The 15,813-nt window shown below is 57.0% G+C and carries 12 protein-coding genes, 2 tRNA genes and 1 pseudogene; all 15 read left to right on the forward strand.

Annotated features, from left to right (window positions below; translation table 11 throughout):
• Positions 1-173 (forward strand): annotated as a pseudogene (gene tuf, locus JHD64_RS18940) (elongation factor Tu); the annotation flags it as partial.
• A gap of 13 nt (positions 174-186) precedes the next feature.
• Positions 187-262 (forward strand) — tRNA-Trp (locus tag JHD64_RS18945).
• A 67-nt stretch (positions 263-329) separates the two neighbouring features.
• Positions 330-686, forward strand: a complete 357-nt coding sequence (secE, locus tag JHD64_RS18950) for a preprotein translocase subunit SecE (protein ID WP_082694023.1) — start codon at positions 330-332, stop codon at positions 684-686.
• Positions 686-1,219: a transcription termination/antitermination protein NusG gene (gene nusG, locus JHD64_RS18955; RefSeq protein ID WP_059287633.1), complete on the forward strand. Its 534-nt coding sequence runs from the start codon at positions 686-688 to the stop codon at positions 1,217-1,219. Before secE ends, nusG begins: the two co-directional genes overlap by 1 nt.
• A gap of 98 nt (positions 1,220-1,317) precedes the next feature.
• Positions 1,318-1,749, forward strand: a complete 432-nt coding sequence (rplK, locus tag JHD64_RS18960; protein WP_059287632.1) for a 50S ribosomal protein L11 — start codon at positions 1,318-1,320, stop codon at positions 1,747-1,749.
• Entirely contained in the window at positions 1,750-2,445 is a 696-nt protein-coding gene (rplA, locus tag JHD64_RS18965) for a 50S ribosomal protein L1 (protein ID WP_110313869.1), read from the forward strand.
• A 177-nt stretch (positions 2,446-2,622) separates the two neighbouring features.
• Positions 2,623-2,697: transfer RNA gene (locus JHD64_RS18970), tRNA-Thr, on the forward strand.
• Positions 2,698-2,789: 92 nt separating this feature from the next.
• Positions 2,790-3,284 carry a 50S ribosomal protein L10 gene (gene rplJ, locus JHD64_RS18975; protein ID WP_059285902.1) on the forward strand — a complete coding sequence of 165 codons (495 nt, stop codon included), beginning with the start codon at positions 2,790-2,792 and terminating at the stop codon, positions 3,282-3,284.
• 36 nt (positions 3,285-3,320) lie between these two features.
• Positions 3,321-3,689 (forward strand): 50S ribosomal protein L7/L12, encoded by a 369-nt coding sequence (rplL, locus tag JHD64_RS18980; RefSeq protein WP_059285903.1) that lies wholly within the window; start codon positions 3,321-3,323, stop codon positions 3,687-3,689.
• A 155-nt stretch (positions 3,690-3,844) separates the two neighbouring features.
• On the forward strand, positions 3,845-8,020 hold the full coding sequence (gene rpoB / locus JHD64_RS18985; protein WP_110313870.1) for a DNA-directed RNA polymerase subunit beta: 4,176 nt from the start codon (positions 3,845-3,847) through the stop codon (positions 8,018-8,020).
• A gap of 56 nt (positions 8,021-8,076) precedes the next feature.
• Entirely contained in the window at positions 8,077-12,270 is a 4,194-nt protein-coding gene (rpoC, locus tag JHD64_RS18990; protein WP_199055019.1) for a DNA-directed RNA polymerase subunit beta', read from the forward strand.
• A gap of 165 nt (positions 12,271-12,435) precedes the next feature.
• On the forward strand, positions 12,436-12,807 hold the full coding sequence (gene rpsL, locus JHD64_RS18995) for a 30S ribosomal protein S12 (RefSeq protein ID WP_059285905.1): 372 nt from the start codon (positions 12,436-12,438) through the stop codon (positions 12,805-12,807).
• A gap of 98 nt (positions 12,808-12,905) precedes the next feature.
• On the forward strand, positions 12,906-13,376 hold the full coding sequence (gene rpsG / locus JHD64_RS19000) for a 30S ribosomal protein S7 (RefSeq protein ID WP_059285906.1): 471 nt from the start codon (positions 12,906-12,908) through the stop codon (positions 13,374-13,376).
• A gap of 27 nt (positions 13,377-13,403) precedes the next feature.
• Positions 13,404-15,500, forward strand: coding sequence for an elongation factor G (gene fusA, locus JHD64_RS19005; protein ID WP_059285907.1), 2,097 nt, complete (start codon positions 13,404-13,406; stop codon positions 15,498-15,500).
• Positions 15,501-15,575: 75 nt separating this feature from the next.
• A partial coding sequence (locus JHD64_RS19010; RefSeq protein ID WP_233170612.1) for a GTP-binding protein occupies positions 15,576-15,813 on the forward strand: 238 nt, incomplete at its 3' end.

Below are 15,813 nucleotides of genomic sequence, written 5' to 3' on the forward strand. Positions count from 1 at the left end.
TGACTGGTGCAGTAAGCCTGTCCGAAGGCGTGGAAATGGTAATGCCGGGTGACAACGTGGAAATCACCGTAGAACTGATCGCTCCGATCGCTATGGAAGAAGGTCTGCGTTTCGCCATCCGTGAAGGCGGCCGTACTGTTGGCGCCGGCGTGGTAGCAAAGATCATTGCTTGATTAATAGGTTTATAGGCCAGTAGCTCAATTGGTAGAGTATCGGTCTCCAAAACCGAGGGTTGGGGGTTCGAGACCCTCCTGGCCTGCCAATTAAGACCAGCCGGCGCTTTGCGCCGGTTGGTCTTTTGTCGCATACGCGCAGAGAACATTCCGCACATGGAAATGCAAGATAAACTCAAGCTGGCCCTGGCTGGCCTGCTGGTGGTGGCCGGTGTTGTAGGCTTCTACATGATTCCTGAAGACCAGGGCGTGTTGCGCGCACTGGCTTTCATTGCTGGCGTTGTGCTGGCGGCTGGTGCGGTGTGGTTGTCGCATCCGGGCAAGGATTTCGTGGCTTATGCCAATGACTCGCTGGTCGAGGCGCGCAAGGTGGTATGGCCGACGCGCAAGGAAGCCATGCAAATGACCGGCATGGTTTTCATTTTCGTTCTGGTATTGGCCCTGTTCATGTGGATGGTGGATTCGGGTCTGTCCTGGTTGTTTTACGATGTAATTCTTGGTCGAGGTAGATAATGGCAAAGCGCTGGTATGTTGTGCACGCTTATTCTGGTTTTGAGAAAAGTGTGCAGAAGGCGCTGCGTGAGCGCATCGAGCGTTCCGAGGTTGCTGACCTGTTTGGTCAGATCCTTGTTCCGGTCGAAGAGGTGGTGGACGTCAAGAACGGTCGCCGCTCCATTACCGAGCGCAAGTTCTTCCCCGGTTATGTGCTGGTCGAGATGGATATGACCGACGATACCTGGCACTTGGTGAAGAGTACTCCCAAGGTGACTGGTTTTGTTGGCGGTACGGCTAACCGCCCGGCGCCGATTTCCAAGAAGGAAGTCGAAGCCATCATGCAGCAGATGCAAGAGGGTGTGGAGAAGCCGAAGCCGAAAGTGCTGTTTGAGGTGGGTGAGAAGGTCCGTGTTATCGATGGTCCCTTCAATGACTTCAATGGCTCGGTGGATGAAGTTAATTACGAGCGCAACAAGTTGCGTGTGTCTGTGCAGATTTTTGGTCGCGACACGCCGGTTGAGCTGGAATTCAGTCAGGTAGAAAAGCTGTAATTCTGCTTGGCAGTTAGTCAGTAAGCGTATATACTGTTGCGCTTTCGTCCGGGAAGCGAGTGCACGCTCGCGCTATACCCATTTTAGGAGTTTTAAACGTGGCAAAGAAAATTGTCGGCTATGTAAAGCTGCAAGTGCCCGCTGGTAAGGCCAACCCGTCCCCTCCGATCGGTCCGGCTCTTGGTCAGCGTGGTCTGAACATCATGGAATTCTGCAAGGCGTTCAACGCCCAGACTCAAGGCATCGAGCCGGGTCTGCCGATTCCGGTTGTGATCACTGCTTACGCAGACAAGTCCTTCACCTTCATCATGAAGACGCCGCCGGCGACCATTCTGCTGAAGAAGGCTGCAGGCATCAAGTCCGGTTCCGCCAAGCCGCATACCGACAAGGTAGGCAAGGTAAGCCGTGCTCAGCTGGAAGAAATCGCCAAGACCAAGCAGCCGGATCTGACCGCTGCTGATCTGGATGCCGCTGTTCGCACCATCGCCGGCTCCGCCCGTTCGATGGGTCTTGAAGTGGAGGGTGTGTAAATGGCCAAGATTTCCAAGCGCCTGCAAACCCTGAAGGCAACTGTTGATCGCAACAAGCTGTACGCTGTTGAAGAAGCAATTGCTCTGGTTAAGACTGCTGCTACCGCCAAGTTTGATGAGTCGATCGACATCGCCATCAATCTGGGTGTTGACCCGCGTAAATCCGACCAGGTTGTCCGTGGTTCCGTGGTTCTGCCGCGTGGTACCGGTAAGTCGGTACGTGTTGCCGTATTTGCTCAAGGCGCCAACGCCGAAGCCGCCAAGGCTGCCGGTGCTGAAGTTGTCGGTTTCGACGACCTGGCCGAGCAAGTAAAAGCTGGCAACCTGGACTTCGACGTGGTGATTGCTTCCCCGGATGCAATGCGCGTTGTTGGTCAGCTGGGTCAGATCCTCGGCCCGCGTGGCCTGATGCCGAACCCGAAGGTTGGTACTGTTACCCCGAACGTTGCCGAAGCCGTGAAGAACGCCAAGGCTGGTCAGGTTCAATACCGTACCGACAAGGCTGGTATCATTCACGCCACTATCGGCCGTGCTTCTTTCGAAGCTGACGCCCTGCGTGAAAACTTTGTAGCCCTGGTTGATGCCCTGGTGAAAGCCAAGCCGGCAGCTTCCAAGGGTGTGTATCTGAAAAAGATCGCCGTATCCAGCACCATGGGTATTGGCGCTCGTGTAGATACCAGCTCGATCAGCGCCTAAGCTGACGCGAGTGAGGCAAGGCGGCTCGCCGCCTTGTCATTGGCTTTGGGCTGGCAAGCTTGCTTGCCGGATTGTCAAAGACCGTAGGTGCCGCAAGGCTTAATCGCAAACCGCTGCCCAGTGGTATGCATCCTACGCAGATGGTGTACCCGAAAGTAGGCTTCTGAAGAGTTCAGGGCTCATGTAGCTCAGGGGTAGAGCACTCCCTTGGTAAGGGAGAGGTCGGCGGTTCAATTCCGCCCATGAGCACCAGTTTCCCTTCTCTATGTTGTCTCCTGATACAGGTCGCCGCTGCAAAGCGGAGCAGAAATTTTTCTGCTTCATTTCAGTCTAGGAGGTAGACCTTGAGTCTCAATATCGAAGATAAAAAGGCAGTCGTCGCTGCTGTAGCTGCCGAGCTGGCCGCTGCTCAGACCCTCGTCATCGCCGAATATCGGGGCATCGAGGTAAGCAGCATGACCAAGCTGCGCGCTCAGGCGCGTGAGCAAGGCGTTTACCTGCGCGTTCTGAAGAACACGCTGGTACGCCGCGCGGTAGCTGGTACCCAATTCGAAGCGCTGGCCGAACAAATGGTTGGCCCGCTCGTTTACGGTATCTCTGCCGATCCGGTTGCTGCTGCCAAGGTGCTGCATCAATTTGCCAAGGCTGACGACAAGATCATCGTCAAGGCAGGTTCTTACAATGGCGACGTGCTGAATGCTGCTCAGGTTGCTGAGCTGGCGTCCATCCCGAGCCGCGAAGAACTGCTGTCCAAGCTTCTCTACGTTATGCAGGCTCCGGTCGCAGGCTTCGCCCGCGCCCTGGCAGCACTGGCAGAGAAGCAAGCCGAAGCCGCTTAACTTATTTGATTCTTATAGAATTCAGGAGATTTTTACATGGCAATCACCAAAGAAGACATCCTCGAAGCCGTTGCTGGTCTGACCGTAATGGAACTGAACGACCTGGTTAAGGCGTTCGAAGAGAAGTTCGGCGTTTCCGCTGCTGCCGTTGCCGTTGCTGGCCCGGCTGCTGGTGCCGCTGCTGTTGAAGAAAAGACCGAGTTTGACGTTGTTCTGAACGCTGCTGGCGACAACAAGGTAAACGTGATCAAGGTTGTTCGTGCTATCACCGGTCTGGGCCTGAAAGAAGCCAAGGACATGGTTGACGGCGCTCCGAAGACCGTGAAGGAAGCCGTTTCCAAGGCTGAAGCTGAAGAAGTTCTGAAGCAACTGACCGAAGCCGGTGCCAAGGCTGAAATCAAATAATCTTCTTTGAAAAAAGAAGGTGAGGCTGGCGGAGAAATCCGCCAGCCTTATTGCGCTTGTAATTGGCCGAAACAAAGATAGTAAAAGCCAGCAATTACCCGGCGTGGCTGCTGACTTTTGGTTTCTTGCGCCACTACCACCTCGATGGAGACTCTATGAGTTATTCGTTTACTGAGAAGAAGCGTATTCGTAAGAGCTTTGCGAAACGCGCCAGTGTTCTCGATGTCCCATTCCTGTTGGCGACCCAGATTGATTCTTATGCCGATTTCCTGCAACTGGGTGTACCGCTAGATCAGCGCAAGGATGCTGGTCTGCAAGCCGCGTTCAAGTCGATCTTCCCGATCCATAGCCACAATGGCTATGCGCGTCTTGATTTTGCTCACTACATCCTTGGCGAGCCGCCGTTTGACGTGCAGGAATGTCAGCTGCGTGGCATCACCTACGCCGCTCCGCTGCGTGCCCGTATTCGTCTGACCATCCTGGACAAAGAGTCGTCCAAGCCGGTGGTAAAAGAAGTGCGCGAGAATGAAGTGTACATGGGCGAAATTCCGCTCATGACCACCAATGGTTCTTTCATCATCAACGGTACCGAACGCGTTATCGTTTCCCAGCTGCACCGTTCCCCGGGCGTGTTCTTCGAGCATGACCGCGGCAAGACCCATTCCTCCGGCAAACTGCTGTTCTCCGCCCGCGTGATTCCTTACCGCGGCTCCTGGCTGGACTTCGAGTTTGACCCGAAAGACCTGCTGTACTTCCGTATCGACCGTCGCCGCAAGATGCCGGTGACCATTCTGCTGAAGGCACTGGGTTACAGCAACGAACAGATCCTGTCCGAATTCTACAGCTTCGACACCTTCTACCTGACCAAGTCCGGCGTGTTCATGCGCGTGGTACCGGAACGCCTTAAGGGCGAAGTGGCCAAGTTCGACATCGTCGCTGCCGATGGCAAGCTGATCGTGGCCAAGGACAAGCGCATCACTGCCAAGCACATCCGTGACATCCAGACCGCACAGCTGGATCGTATCGAAGTGCCGGCCGATGTGTTGCTGGGCAAGGTACTGGCGCACAACGTCACCAATGTGGACACCGGCGAAGTGCTGGCGCGCGCCAACGAGGAAATCACCGAAGAGCTGCTGGCCAAGCTGGCACTGGCCGAGATCGATCAGGTGGAAGTGTTGTTCACCAACGATCTGGACCAGGGTGGTTATATCTCGCAAACCCTGCGTACCGATGACAGCCTGGACCGCCTGCAAGCGCGCGTGGCCATCTATCGCATGATGCGTCCTGGCGAACCGCCGACCGAAGATGCGGTGGAAGCCCTGTTTCAGCGTCTGTTCTTCAGCGAAGAAACCTACGATCTGTCGCGCGTGGGCCGCATGAAGTTCAGCTCGCGTACCTATCAGTACAAGTTCGATGAAAAGACCCCGGAGTGGTTCAAGTCGCTGATCGGTGAGAAATTCGCCCATCGTCGTGACGTGATGGAAGGCACGCTGTCGACTGAAGACATCGTCTCCGTGATCGCCATCCTGTGCGAACTGCGTAACGGCCGTGGCGAAGTGGATGACATCGACCATCTGGGTAACCGCCGTGTCCGTTCGGTAGGTGAACTGGCCGAGAACCAGTTCCGTGCCGGTCTGGTACGTGTCGAGCGCGCGGTGAAGGAACGCCTGAATCAGGCCGAGTCCGACAACCTGATGCCGCACGACCTGATCAACGCCAAGCCGGTGTCCGCTGCCATCAAGGAATTCTTTGGTTCCTCGCAGCTGTCCCAGTTCATGGACCAGACCAACCCGCTGTCGGAAATCACCCACAAGCGCCGTGTATCGGCCCTTGGCCCGGGTGGTCTGACCCGCGAACGCGCCGGCTTCGAAGTGCGTGACGTACACCCGACCCATTACGGCCGTGTATGCCCGATCGAAACCCCGGAAGGTCCGAACATCGGTCTGATCAACTCGCTGTCGGTGTTTGCCCGTACCAACGAGTTCGGCTTCCTGGAAACCCCGTACCGCAAGGTGGTGGACAGCAAGGTAACCAACGAGATCGACTACCTGTCCGCCATCGAGGAAGGCCGTTACGTCATTGCCCAGGCCAACGCCGAGCTGGGCGAAGACGGCACCCTGCTGGACGAACTGGTGACCTGCCGTGAAAAGGGTGAAACCATCCTGGCCACCCCGGACCGCGTGCAGTATATGGACGTGGCTACCGGTCAGGTGGTATCCGTTGCTGCCTCGCTGATTCCCTTCCTGGAACACGATGACGCCAACCGTGCCTTGATGGGTGCCAACATGCAGCGTCAGGCCGTACCGTGCCTGCGCCCGGAAAAACCGTTTGTCGGTACCGGTATCGAGCGTTCGGTGGCCGTTGACTCCGGCACCACCGTGGTGGCCCGTCGTGGCGGTGTGGTCGACTATGTCGACGCCGGCCGTGTCGTGGTGCGTGTGAATGACGAAGAAGCCGTGGCCGGTGAAGTGGGTGTGGATATCTACAACCTCACCAAGTTCACCCGTTCCAACCAGAACACCAACATCAACCAGCGTCCGGTGGTGAAGGTGGGCGACAAGATCGCCAGCGGCGATGTGGTGGCCGATGGCGCCTCCACCGACCTGGGCGAACTGGCGCTGGGTCAGAACATGACCATCGCCTTCATGCCGTGGAACGGCTACAACTACGAAGACTCGATCCTGATCTCGGAAAAGCTGGTGGCAGAAGACCGCTACACCTCGATCCACATCGAAGAACTGTCGGTTGTGTCGCGTGACACCAAGCTGGGACCGGAAGAAATCACCCGTGATATTCCGAACCTGTCCGAGCGCATGGCAGGCCGTCTGGATGAAGCCGGCATCGTGTACATCGGTGCCGAAGTGGAAGCCGGTGACGTACTGGTGGGCAAGGTTACCCCGAAGGGTGAAACCCAGCTGACACCGGAAGAAAAGCTGCTGCGCGCCATCTTCGGTGAAAAAGCCTCCGACGTGAAGGATACCTCGCTGCGTGTGCCGACCGGCACCGTGGGTACCGTGATCGACGTGCAGGTGTTCACCCGTGAAGGGATCGAGCGTGACAAGCGTGCCCAGTCCATCATTGATGCCGAACTGAAGCGCTATCGCCTCGACCTGAACGACCAGCTGCGCATTTTCGAAAACGATGCCTTCAGCCGTATCGAGCGCCTGATCCTGGGCAAGGTCGCCAATGGTGGTCCGAAGCGTCTGGCCAAGGGCACGGCCATCGACAATGAATACCTGGACAGCCTGCCGGTCAAGCACGACTGGTTCGACATCCGCATGGCCGATGAAGACATCGCCAAGCAGCTGGAACTGATCAAGGAAAGCCTGGTACAGAAGCGCGAAGAATTCGATCTCAAGTTCGAAGACAAGAAGCGTAAACTGACCCAGGGCGATGAATTGCCGCCGGGCGTGCAGAAGATGGTCAAGGTTTACCTGGCCGTGAAGCGTCGTCTGCAGGCTGGTGACAAGATGGCCGGTCGTCACGGTAACAAGGGTGTGGTATCTCGCATCCTGCCGATCGAAGACATGCCTTACATGGGCGATGGCCGTCCGGTCGACATCGTGCTGAACCCGCTGGGCGTACCGTCGCGTATGAACATCGGTCAGATTCTGGAAGTGCATCTGGGCTGGGCCGCCAAGGGTATTGGCGAACGCATCGATCGCATGCTCAAGCAGCAGAAGGACGTTGCTGACATCCGCGCCTACCTGGAGCAGCTGTACAACGATACTGGCAAGACCGAAGATCTGGCCGGCCTGTCCGATGCCGAAATCCTCGACCTTGCCGACAACCTGCGCAAAGGCATGCCGTTTGCCACGCCGGTATTCGACGGTGCCAAGGAAACCGAGATCAAGCACATGCTGGATCTGGCCTATCCGAGCGGCGACGAACTCACCGAAAAGATGGGCTTTAACGAGTCCAAGACCCAGATGACCCTGTACGATGGCCGCTCCGGCGAAGCCTTCGACCGCAAGGTCACCGTGGGTGTGATGCACTACCTCAAGCTGCATCACCTGGTTGATGACAAGATGCACGCCCGTTCCACCGGTCCGTACTCCCTGGTTACCCAGCAGCCGCTGGGTGGTAAGGCGCAGTTCGGTGGCCAGCGTTTCGGTGAGATGGAAGTGTGGGCGCTGGAAGCATATGGCGCCGCCTACACTCTGCAGGAAATGCTGACGGTGAAGTCCGACGACGTAACCGGCCGTACCAAAGTTTACGAAAACATCGTCAAGGGCGAACACAAGATTGACGCGGGCATGCCGGAATCCTTCAACGTGTTGGTGAAGGAAATCCGCTCGCTCGGCCTGGATATCGACCTGGAACGTTATTGATTGGGTGAGAAGGCGCGGCATCATGCCGCGCCTCCTGTCCCCTGACTGGAGACGCAATGAAAGCTCTGCTCGACCTCTTTAAGCAAGTTACGCAAGAAGAAGAGTTTGATGCGATTAAAATCGGCATCGCCTCACCCGACAAGATCCGTTCCTGGTCTTATGGTGAAGTCAAGAAGCCGGAAACCATCAACTATCGTACCTTCAAACCGGAACGCGACGGCCTGTTCTGCGCGCGCATTTTCGGACCGGTAAAAGACTACGAATGCCTGTGCGGCAAGTACAAGCGTCTGAAGCACCGCGGCGTGATCTGTGAAAAATGCGGCGTGGAAGTGACCTTGTCCAAGGTGCGCCGCGAGCGCATGGGCCACATCGAACTGGCCAGCCCCACCGCGCACATCTGGTTCCTGAAGAGCCTGCCGTCGCGTCTGGGCATGGTGCTCGACATGACCCTGCGCGACATCGAACGCGTACTGTACTTCGAAGCATTTGTCGTGACCGATCCGGGCATGACCCCGCTGCAATACCGTCAGCTGCTGACCGAAGAAGACTTCCTCGACAAGGAAGACCAGTACGGCGAAGAATTCGTCGCCATGATGGGTGCCGAAGCCGTACGCGAACTGTTGAAGCGTCTGAATCTGGATACCGAGATCGAGACCCTGCGTCGCGAACTGGAAGCCACCAATTCCGACACCAAGATCAAGAAGATCGCCAAGCGTCTGAAAGTTCTGGAAGCCTTCCAGCGCTCCGGCATGAAGCCGGAATGGATGATTCTGGAAGTGCTGCCGGTGCTGCCGCCGGAACTGCGTCCGCTGGTCCCGCTGGACGGTGGCCGTTTCGCCACTTCCGACCTGAACGACCTGTACCGCCGCGTCATCAACCGTAACAACCGTCTGAAGCGCCTGCTGGAACTGCGTGCACCGGACATCATCGTGCGCAACGAAAAGCGCATGCTGCAGGAATCGGTTGACTCGCTGCTGGACAACGGTCGTCGCGGCAAGGCCATGACTGGCGCCAACAAGCGTCCGCTGAAGTCGCTGGCCGACATGATCAAGGGTAAGGGCGGTCGCTTCCGTCAGAACTTGCTGGGTAAGCGTGTCGACTACTCCGGCCGTTCCGTGATTACCGTGGGCCCGACCCTGCGTCTGCATCAGTGCGGCCTGCCGAAAAAGATGGCGCTGGAACTGTTCAAGCCCTTCATCTTCCACAAGCTGGAAGTCATGGGCCTGGCCTCCACCATCAAGGCAGCCAAGAAGCTGGTCGAGCAGGAAGTACCGGAAGTCTGGGACATCCTGGAAGACGTGATCCGCGAACATCCGGTGCTGCTGAACCGTGCACCGACGCTGCACCGTCTGGGTATCCAGGCTTTCGAACCGGTACTGATCGAAGGCAAGGCCATCCAGCTGCACCCGCTGGTCTGCGCGGCATTCAACGCCGACTTTGACGGTGACCAGATGGCCGTTCACGTGCCGCTGTCGCTGGAAGCACAGATGGAAGCCCGCACCCTGATGCTGGCCACCAACAACGTGCTGTCCCCGGCCAACGGCGACCCGATCATCGTGCCGTCGCAGGATATCGTGCTGGGTCTGTACTACATGACCCGCGACAAGGTGAACGGCAAGGGTGAAGGCATGGTATTTGCCGACACCAAGGAAGTGCATCGCGCCTACGAAACCCGTCAGGTCGAGCTGGCCACCCGCATTACCGTTCGTCTGAAAGAATGGGAAAAGGACGAGCAGGGCGAATTCCAGCCGGTGATCAAGCGCTACGACACCACGGTCGGCCGCGCCATCCTGTCGGACATCCTGCCGAAGGGCCTGCCGTTCGAGCACATCAACAAGGCGCTGAAGAAGAAAGAAATCTCCAAGCTGATCAACGTATCGTTCCGCCGTTGCGGCATTCGCGATACCGTGATCTTTGCCGACCAGTTGATGTACACCGGTTTTGCCTACTCCACCCGTGGCGGTATCTCGATTTGCGTGGACGACATGCAGATCCCGGGCAAGAAGGTGGAACTGCTGGGCGAAGCCCAGAAGGAAGTCAAAGAGATCGAAGAGCAGTACCGTCAGGGTCTGGTTACCCAGGGCGAACGCTACAACAAGGTCGTGGACATCTGGGGCCGTACCGGCGACAAGATCGCCAAGGCCATGATGGACGAGCTGTCCAAGCAGAAGGTGCTGGACCGCGACGGCAAGGAAGTCGATCAGGAATCCTTCAACTCCATTTACATGATGGCCGACTCTGGCGCGCGGGGTTCCGCAGCCCAGATCAAGCAGCTGGCCGGTATGCGGGGTCTGATGGCCAAGCCGGACGGTTCCATTATCGAGACGCCGATTACCGCCAACTTCCGTGAAGGTCTGACGGTTCTGCAGTACTTTATTTCCACTCACGGTGCCCGTAAGGGTCTGGCGGATACGGCCTTGAAGACGGCCAACTCCGGTTACCTGACACGTCGTCTGGTTGACGTGACCCAGGACCTGGTGGTGATCGAAGATGATTGCGGCACCAACAACGGCTTCGTGATGAAGGCAGTCCTGCAAGGCGGTGACGTGATCGAAGCCCTGCGTGACCGTATTCTGGGTCGCGTGACCGCGGTTGACGTGGTGGATCCGTCCACTGGCGAAACCGTACTGGAAGCCGGCACCCTGCTGGACGAGCACATGGTTGACGTGATCGACAGCCTGGGTATCGACGAAGTCAAGGTGCGCACCGCCATCACTTGCGACACCCGTTACGGTCTGTGCGCCAAGTGCTACGGTCGTGACCTGGCACGCGGCAAGCGCGTGAACGCCGGTGAAGCGGTTGGTGTGATCGCCGCCCAGTCGATTGGTGAGCCGGGTACCCAGCTGACCATGCGTACCTTCCACATTGGTGGTGCCGCGTCGCGAAATGCCGCAGCCAGCCAGGTAGAAGGCAAGTCGAACGGTACCGTACGCTTCTCCAGCCAGATGCGTTATGTCGCCAACTCCAAGGGCGAGCTGATTGTCATCACCCGTTCCGGTGAAGTGGTGATCCATGATGACATGGGCCGTGAGCGCGAGCGTCACAAAGTACCGTACGGTGCCACCCTGATGGTGACCGACGGTCTGGTGATCAAGGCTGGTGCAGTCCTGGCGACCTGGGACCCGCACACCCGTCCGATCATCACCGAGTACGCAGGCCGCGTGAAGTTCGAGAACGTGGAAGAGGGCAATACCGTTGCCAAGCAGACCGACGAAGTGACCGGTCTGTCCACCCTGGTGGTAATCGATCCGAAGCGTCGTGCCGGTTCGCAGTCCAAGATGCTGCGTCCGCTGGTGAAGCTGCTGGACGAAAACGGTCTGGAAGTGAAGCTGGCTGGTTCGGATGCCTCGGTATCCATCACCTTCCAGGTAGGCGCCATCATTACCGTGCGTGACGGTCAGGAAGTGGGCAAGGGCGAAGTGCTGGCCCGTATCCCGCAAGAATCGTCCAAGACCCGCGACATTACCGGTGGTCTGCCGCGTGTGGCCGAACTGTTCGAAGCCCGTTCGCCGAAGGATGCCGGCATGCTGGCCGAGGTGACCGGTACCGTTTCCTTCGGTAAGGACACCAAGGGCAAGCAGCGCCTGATCATTACCGATCTGGAAGGCAATGGTTACGAGAACCTGATTCCGAAGGACAAGCACGTTCTGGTACATGACGGTCAGGTAGTGAACCGTGGTGAACTGATCGTCGACGGTCCGGTGGATCCGCACGACATCCTGCGTCTGCAGGGTATCGAGGCGCTGGCACGCTACATCGTTCAGGAAGTGCAGGAAGTGTACCGTCTGCAAGGTGTGAAGATTAACGACAAGCACATCGAGGTGATCATTCGCCAGATGCTGCGTCGTGTCATCATCTCCGACAGCGGCGACACCGAATTCATCCAGGGCGAACAGGTAGAACGTGCCGACGTGCTGGAAATGAACGACAAGATGCTGGCAGAAGGCAAGGAACCGGCGCAGTACGAAAACGTGCTGCTGGGTATTACCAAGGCTTCCCTGTCCACCGACTCCTTCATCTCGGCGGCTTCCTTCCAGGAAACCACTCGCGTACTGACCGAAGCCGCTATCATGGGCAAGAAGGATGATCTGCGCGGTCTGAAGGAAAACGTGATCGTGGGTCGTCTGATCCCGGCAGGTACCGGTCTGGCTTACCACCGTACCCGTCGTCGTCAAGGCCTCGGTCTGGACACCTCGCATTCGCAACTGCTGGAAGAACAGCCAGTAGACGAAGTGGAAAACAACAGCTGATTTTGCCAAAAACCAGCTGAGTGTTGAAAAAACGCTGCGCCATCAACGGTTAACGTTGCGGGCGTAGCGTTTTTCATTTGACGGTAAGTGATTGACTAAAATATAATCCTCCGTCCTTCTGGAGACGTGTTGTCTGCAGAATGAATCAACTAGGAACTGATAGTAATGCCAACCATTAACCAACTCGTTCGCAAGGGCCGTACGGTCCTGACCGTGAACAGCAAGGTGCCTGCGCTGGAAGCCTGCCCGCAGAAGCGTGGCGTGTGCACCCGTGTTTACACCACCACCCCGAAAAAGCCGAACTCCGCTCTGCGTAAAGTGTGCAAGGTTCGTCTGACCAACGGCTTCGAAGTGATCTCCTACATCGGTGGTGAAGGCCACAACCTGCAGGAACACTCCGTGGTACTGATCCGTGGCGGTCGTGTAAAAGACTTGCCGGGTGTGCGTTACCACACCGTGCGCGGTTCCCTGGATACCGCCGGTGTTAAGGACCGTAAGCAGTCCCGCTCCAAGTACGGTGCCAAGCGTCCTAAGTAATTGGGATGTACTAGCGGCGGCCTGAGGTCGTCGAGTAAGTGACTGCTTTTAATGGGTGGTCATGAGCCCAAGCTCAACTGAATATTGAAGGAAGTAACATGCCAAGACGCAGAGAAGTCCCCAAGCGCGAGATTCTGCCGGATCCGAAATTCGGTTCCCAAGATCTGTCCAAGTTCATGAACGTCGTGATGATCGATGGCAAGAAAGCTGTTGCAGAACGCATCATCTACGGCGCACTGGCCCAGATCGAAAAGAAAACCGGCAAAAACGCACTGGAAGTGTTCAATAGCGCACTGTCCAATGCCAAACCGGTTGTAGAAGTAAAAAGCCGCCGTGTCGGTGGTGCAAACTATCAAGTTCCTGTTGAAGTTCGTCCGTCCCGCCGTATGGCCCTGGCCATGCGCTGGCTGCGTGATGCTGCGCGCAAGCGTGGCGAAAAGTCCATGGACCTGCGCCTGGCTGGTGAGCTGATCGACGCTGCCGAAGGTCGTGGCGGCGCCATGAAGAAGCGTGACGAAGTGCATCGTATGGCAGAAGCCAACAAGGCCTTCTCTCACTTCCGCTTCTAAGCTCAACCACACAATAAGGTGTAGATCGTGGCTAGAAAGACCCCCATCGAGCGCTACCGTAATATCGGTATCTCCGCTCACATTGACGCCGGCAAGACAACCACTACCGAGCGTATTCTGTTTTACACCGGTGTTAACCACAAGATCGGTGAAGTTCACGATGGCGCCGCCACCATGGACTGGATGGAACAGGAACAGGAGCGTGGTATCACCATCACCTCCGCTGCTACCACTACCTTCTGGAAGGGTATGGGCATGCAGTTCCCGGAACATCGTTTTAACATCATCGATACCCCGGGTCACGTGGACTTTACCATTGAGGTAGAGCGTTCCATGCGTGTACTGGACGGTGCCGTAATGGTTTACTGCGCTGTGGGTGGTGTACAGCCTCAGTCGGAAACCGTATGGCGTCAGGCCAACAAGTACAAGGTTCCGCGTATTGCCTTCGTGAACAAGATGGACCGTCAGGGCGCCAACTTCTTCCGTGCCGTAGAACAGGTGAAAACCCGTCTGCGTGGCAATCCGGTGCCTATCGTTGTACCGATCGGTGCTGAAGATGGCTTCGAAGGCGTGGTTGACCTGCTGAAGATGAAGGCCATCATCTGGGATGAAGCTTCCCAGGGCATGAAGTTCGAATACGGCGAAATTCCGGCCAACCTGGTTTCCGTAGCCGAAGAATGGCGCGAAAAGATGGTTGAGGCCGCCGCCGAAGTCAGCGACGAAATGATGGACAAGTACCTGGGCGGCGAAACGCTGACCGAGGAAGAAATCGTTGCCGGCCTGCGCGAACGTACCCTGCGTTGCGAAATCCAGCCGATGCTGTGTGGTTCCGCCTTCAAGAACAAGGGTGTTCAGCGCATGCTGGACGCCGTGATCGAGCTGCTGCCGTCGCCGACCGAAGTGCCGGCAATCAAGGGCGAAATCGACGGCGTTGAAGCCGAGCGTCACGCTTCTGACGACGAGCCGTTCTCCGCACTGGCATTCAAGCTGATGAACGACCCGTACGTTGGTCAGCTGACCTTCTTCCGTGTTTACTCTGGCGTGGTTCAATCCGGTGATACCGTGATGAACTCCGTGAAGGGCAAGAAGGAGCGTATCGGCCGTATCGTGCAGATGCACGCCAACGACCGTAAGGAAATCGAAGAAGTACGCGCTGGTGACATCGCTGCTGCTATCGGCCTGAAGGAAGTGACCACCGGTGAAACCCTGTGTGCCGTTGATGCGCCGATCGTGCTGGAACGCATGGAGTTCCCGGATCCGGTGATTCACGTTGCCGTTGAGCCGAAGACCAAGGCCGACCAGGAAAAGATGGGCGTTGCCCTGAACCGTCTGGCCAAGGAAGACCCGTCCTTCCGCGTACGTACTGACGAAGAATCCGGCCAAACCATCATTTCCGGTATGGGTGAACTGCACCTGGAAATTCTGGTTGACCGCATGAAGCGTGAGTTCGGCGTTGAAGCCAACGTGGGTGCTCCGCAGGTTGCCTACCGCGAAACCATCACCAAGACTGTTACCGACGTGCAAGGTAAGCATGCCAAGCAGTCCGGTGGTAAGGGTCAGTACGGTGATTGTACGATTACCCTGGAGCCGTCCGGCGAAGGTAATGGCTACAAGTTCATCGACGAGATCAAGGGTGGTGTGATTCCGCGTGAATTCATCCCGTCGGTTGACAAGGGTATCCGCAACTCGCTGAACAACGGTATTCTGGCTGGCTTCCCGGTGGTTGACGTGACCGTACGTCTGACCTTCGGTTCCTACCACGACGTTGACTCCTCGCAGATCGCCTTCGAACTGGCCGGTTCCATCGCCTTCAAGGAAGCCATGCGCCGTGCCGGCCCGTGCATCCTCGAGCCGATGATGGCTGTTGAAGTTGAAACACCGGAAGAGTACATGGGCGACGTAATGGGTGACCTGAACCGTCGTCGCGGCATCGTGCAAGGCATGGACGATGATGGTCTGGGTGGCAAGAAGATCAAGGCCGAAGTACCGCTGGCCGAGATGTTCGGTTACTCCACCGACCTGCGTTCCGCTACCCAGGGTCGTGCTACCTACTCCATGGAGTTCAAGCACTACTCTGAAGCACCGAAGCATGTTGCTGAAGCTGTAATGGCTGCCAAGAAGTAATGCGCGCTGAAGCTGACCGGAACCGGTTTCCGGTCAGCTCTGATCTAATGTTCTTTAATTAAGGATTTTTGCAAAATGGCAAAAGAAAAGTTTGAGCGGACCAAACCGCACGTAAACGTCGGCACCATCGGTCACGTTGACCATGGTAAGACCACCCTGACCGCAGCGATCACCACCATTCTGTCGAAGAAGTTCGGTGGCGAAGCCAAGGACTACTCCCAGATCGACAGCGCGCCGGAAGAAAAGGCTCGTGGTATTACCATTAATACCGCACACGTAGAATACGAAACCGAGTCCCGTCACTACGCTCACG

The organism is Aquitalea sp. ASV15 (genome assembly GCF_016429115.1).
GTDB classification, from domain to species: domain Bacteria; phylum Pseudomonadota; class Gammaproteobacteria; order Burkholderiales; family Chromobacteriaceae; genus Aquitalea; species Aquitalea magnusonii.

What these genes read in the sequence shown, in the direction of transcription:
- nusG (WP_059287633.1), top strand. Translation starts at nt 686, where the DNA reads ATGGCAAAGCGCTGGTATGTTGTGCACGCTTATTCTGGTTTTGAGAAA.
- rpsL (WP_059285905.1), top strand. Translation starts at nt 12,436, where the DNA reads ATGCCAACCATTAACCAACTCGTTCGCAAGGGCCGTACGGTCCTGACC.
- secE (WP_082694023.1), top strand. Translation starts at nt 330, where the DNA reads ATGGAAATGCAAGATAAACTCAAGCTGGCCCTGGCTGGCCTGCTGGTG.
- rpoC (WP_199055019.1), top strand. Translation starts at nt 8,077, where the DNA reads ATGAAAGCTCTGCTCGACCTCTTTAAGCAAGTTACGCAAGAAGAAGAG.
- rplA (WP_110313869.1), top strand. Translation starts at nt 1,750, where the DNA reads ATGGCCAAGATTTCCAAGCGCCTGCAAACCCTGAAGGCAACTGTTGAT.
- rpsG (WP_059285906.1), top strand. Translation starts at nt 12,906, where the DNA reads ATGCCAAGACGCAGAGAAGTCCCCAAGCGCGAGATTCTGCCGGATCCG.
- rpoB (WP_110313870.1), top strand. Translation starts at nt 3,845, where the DNA reads ATGAGTTATTCGTTTACTGAGAAGAAGCGTATTCGTAAGAGCTTTGCG.
- rplL (WP_059285903.1), top strand. Translation starts at nt 3,321, where the DNA reads ATGGCAATCACCAAAGAAGACATCCTCGAAGCCGTTGCTGGTCTGACC.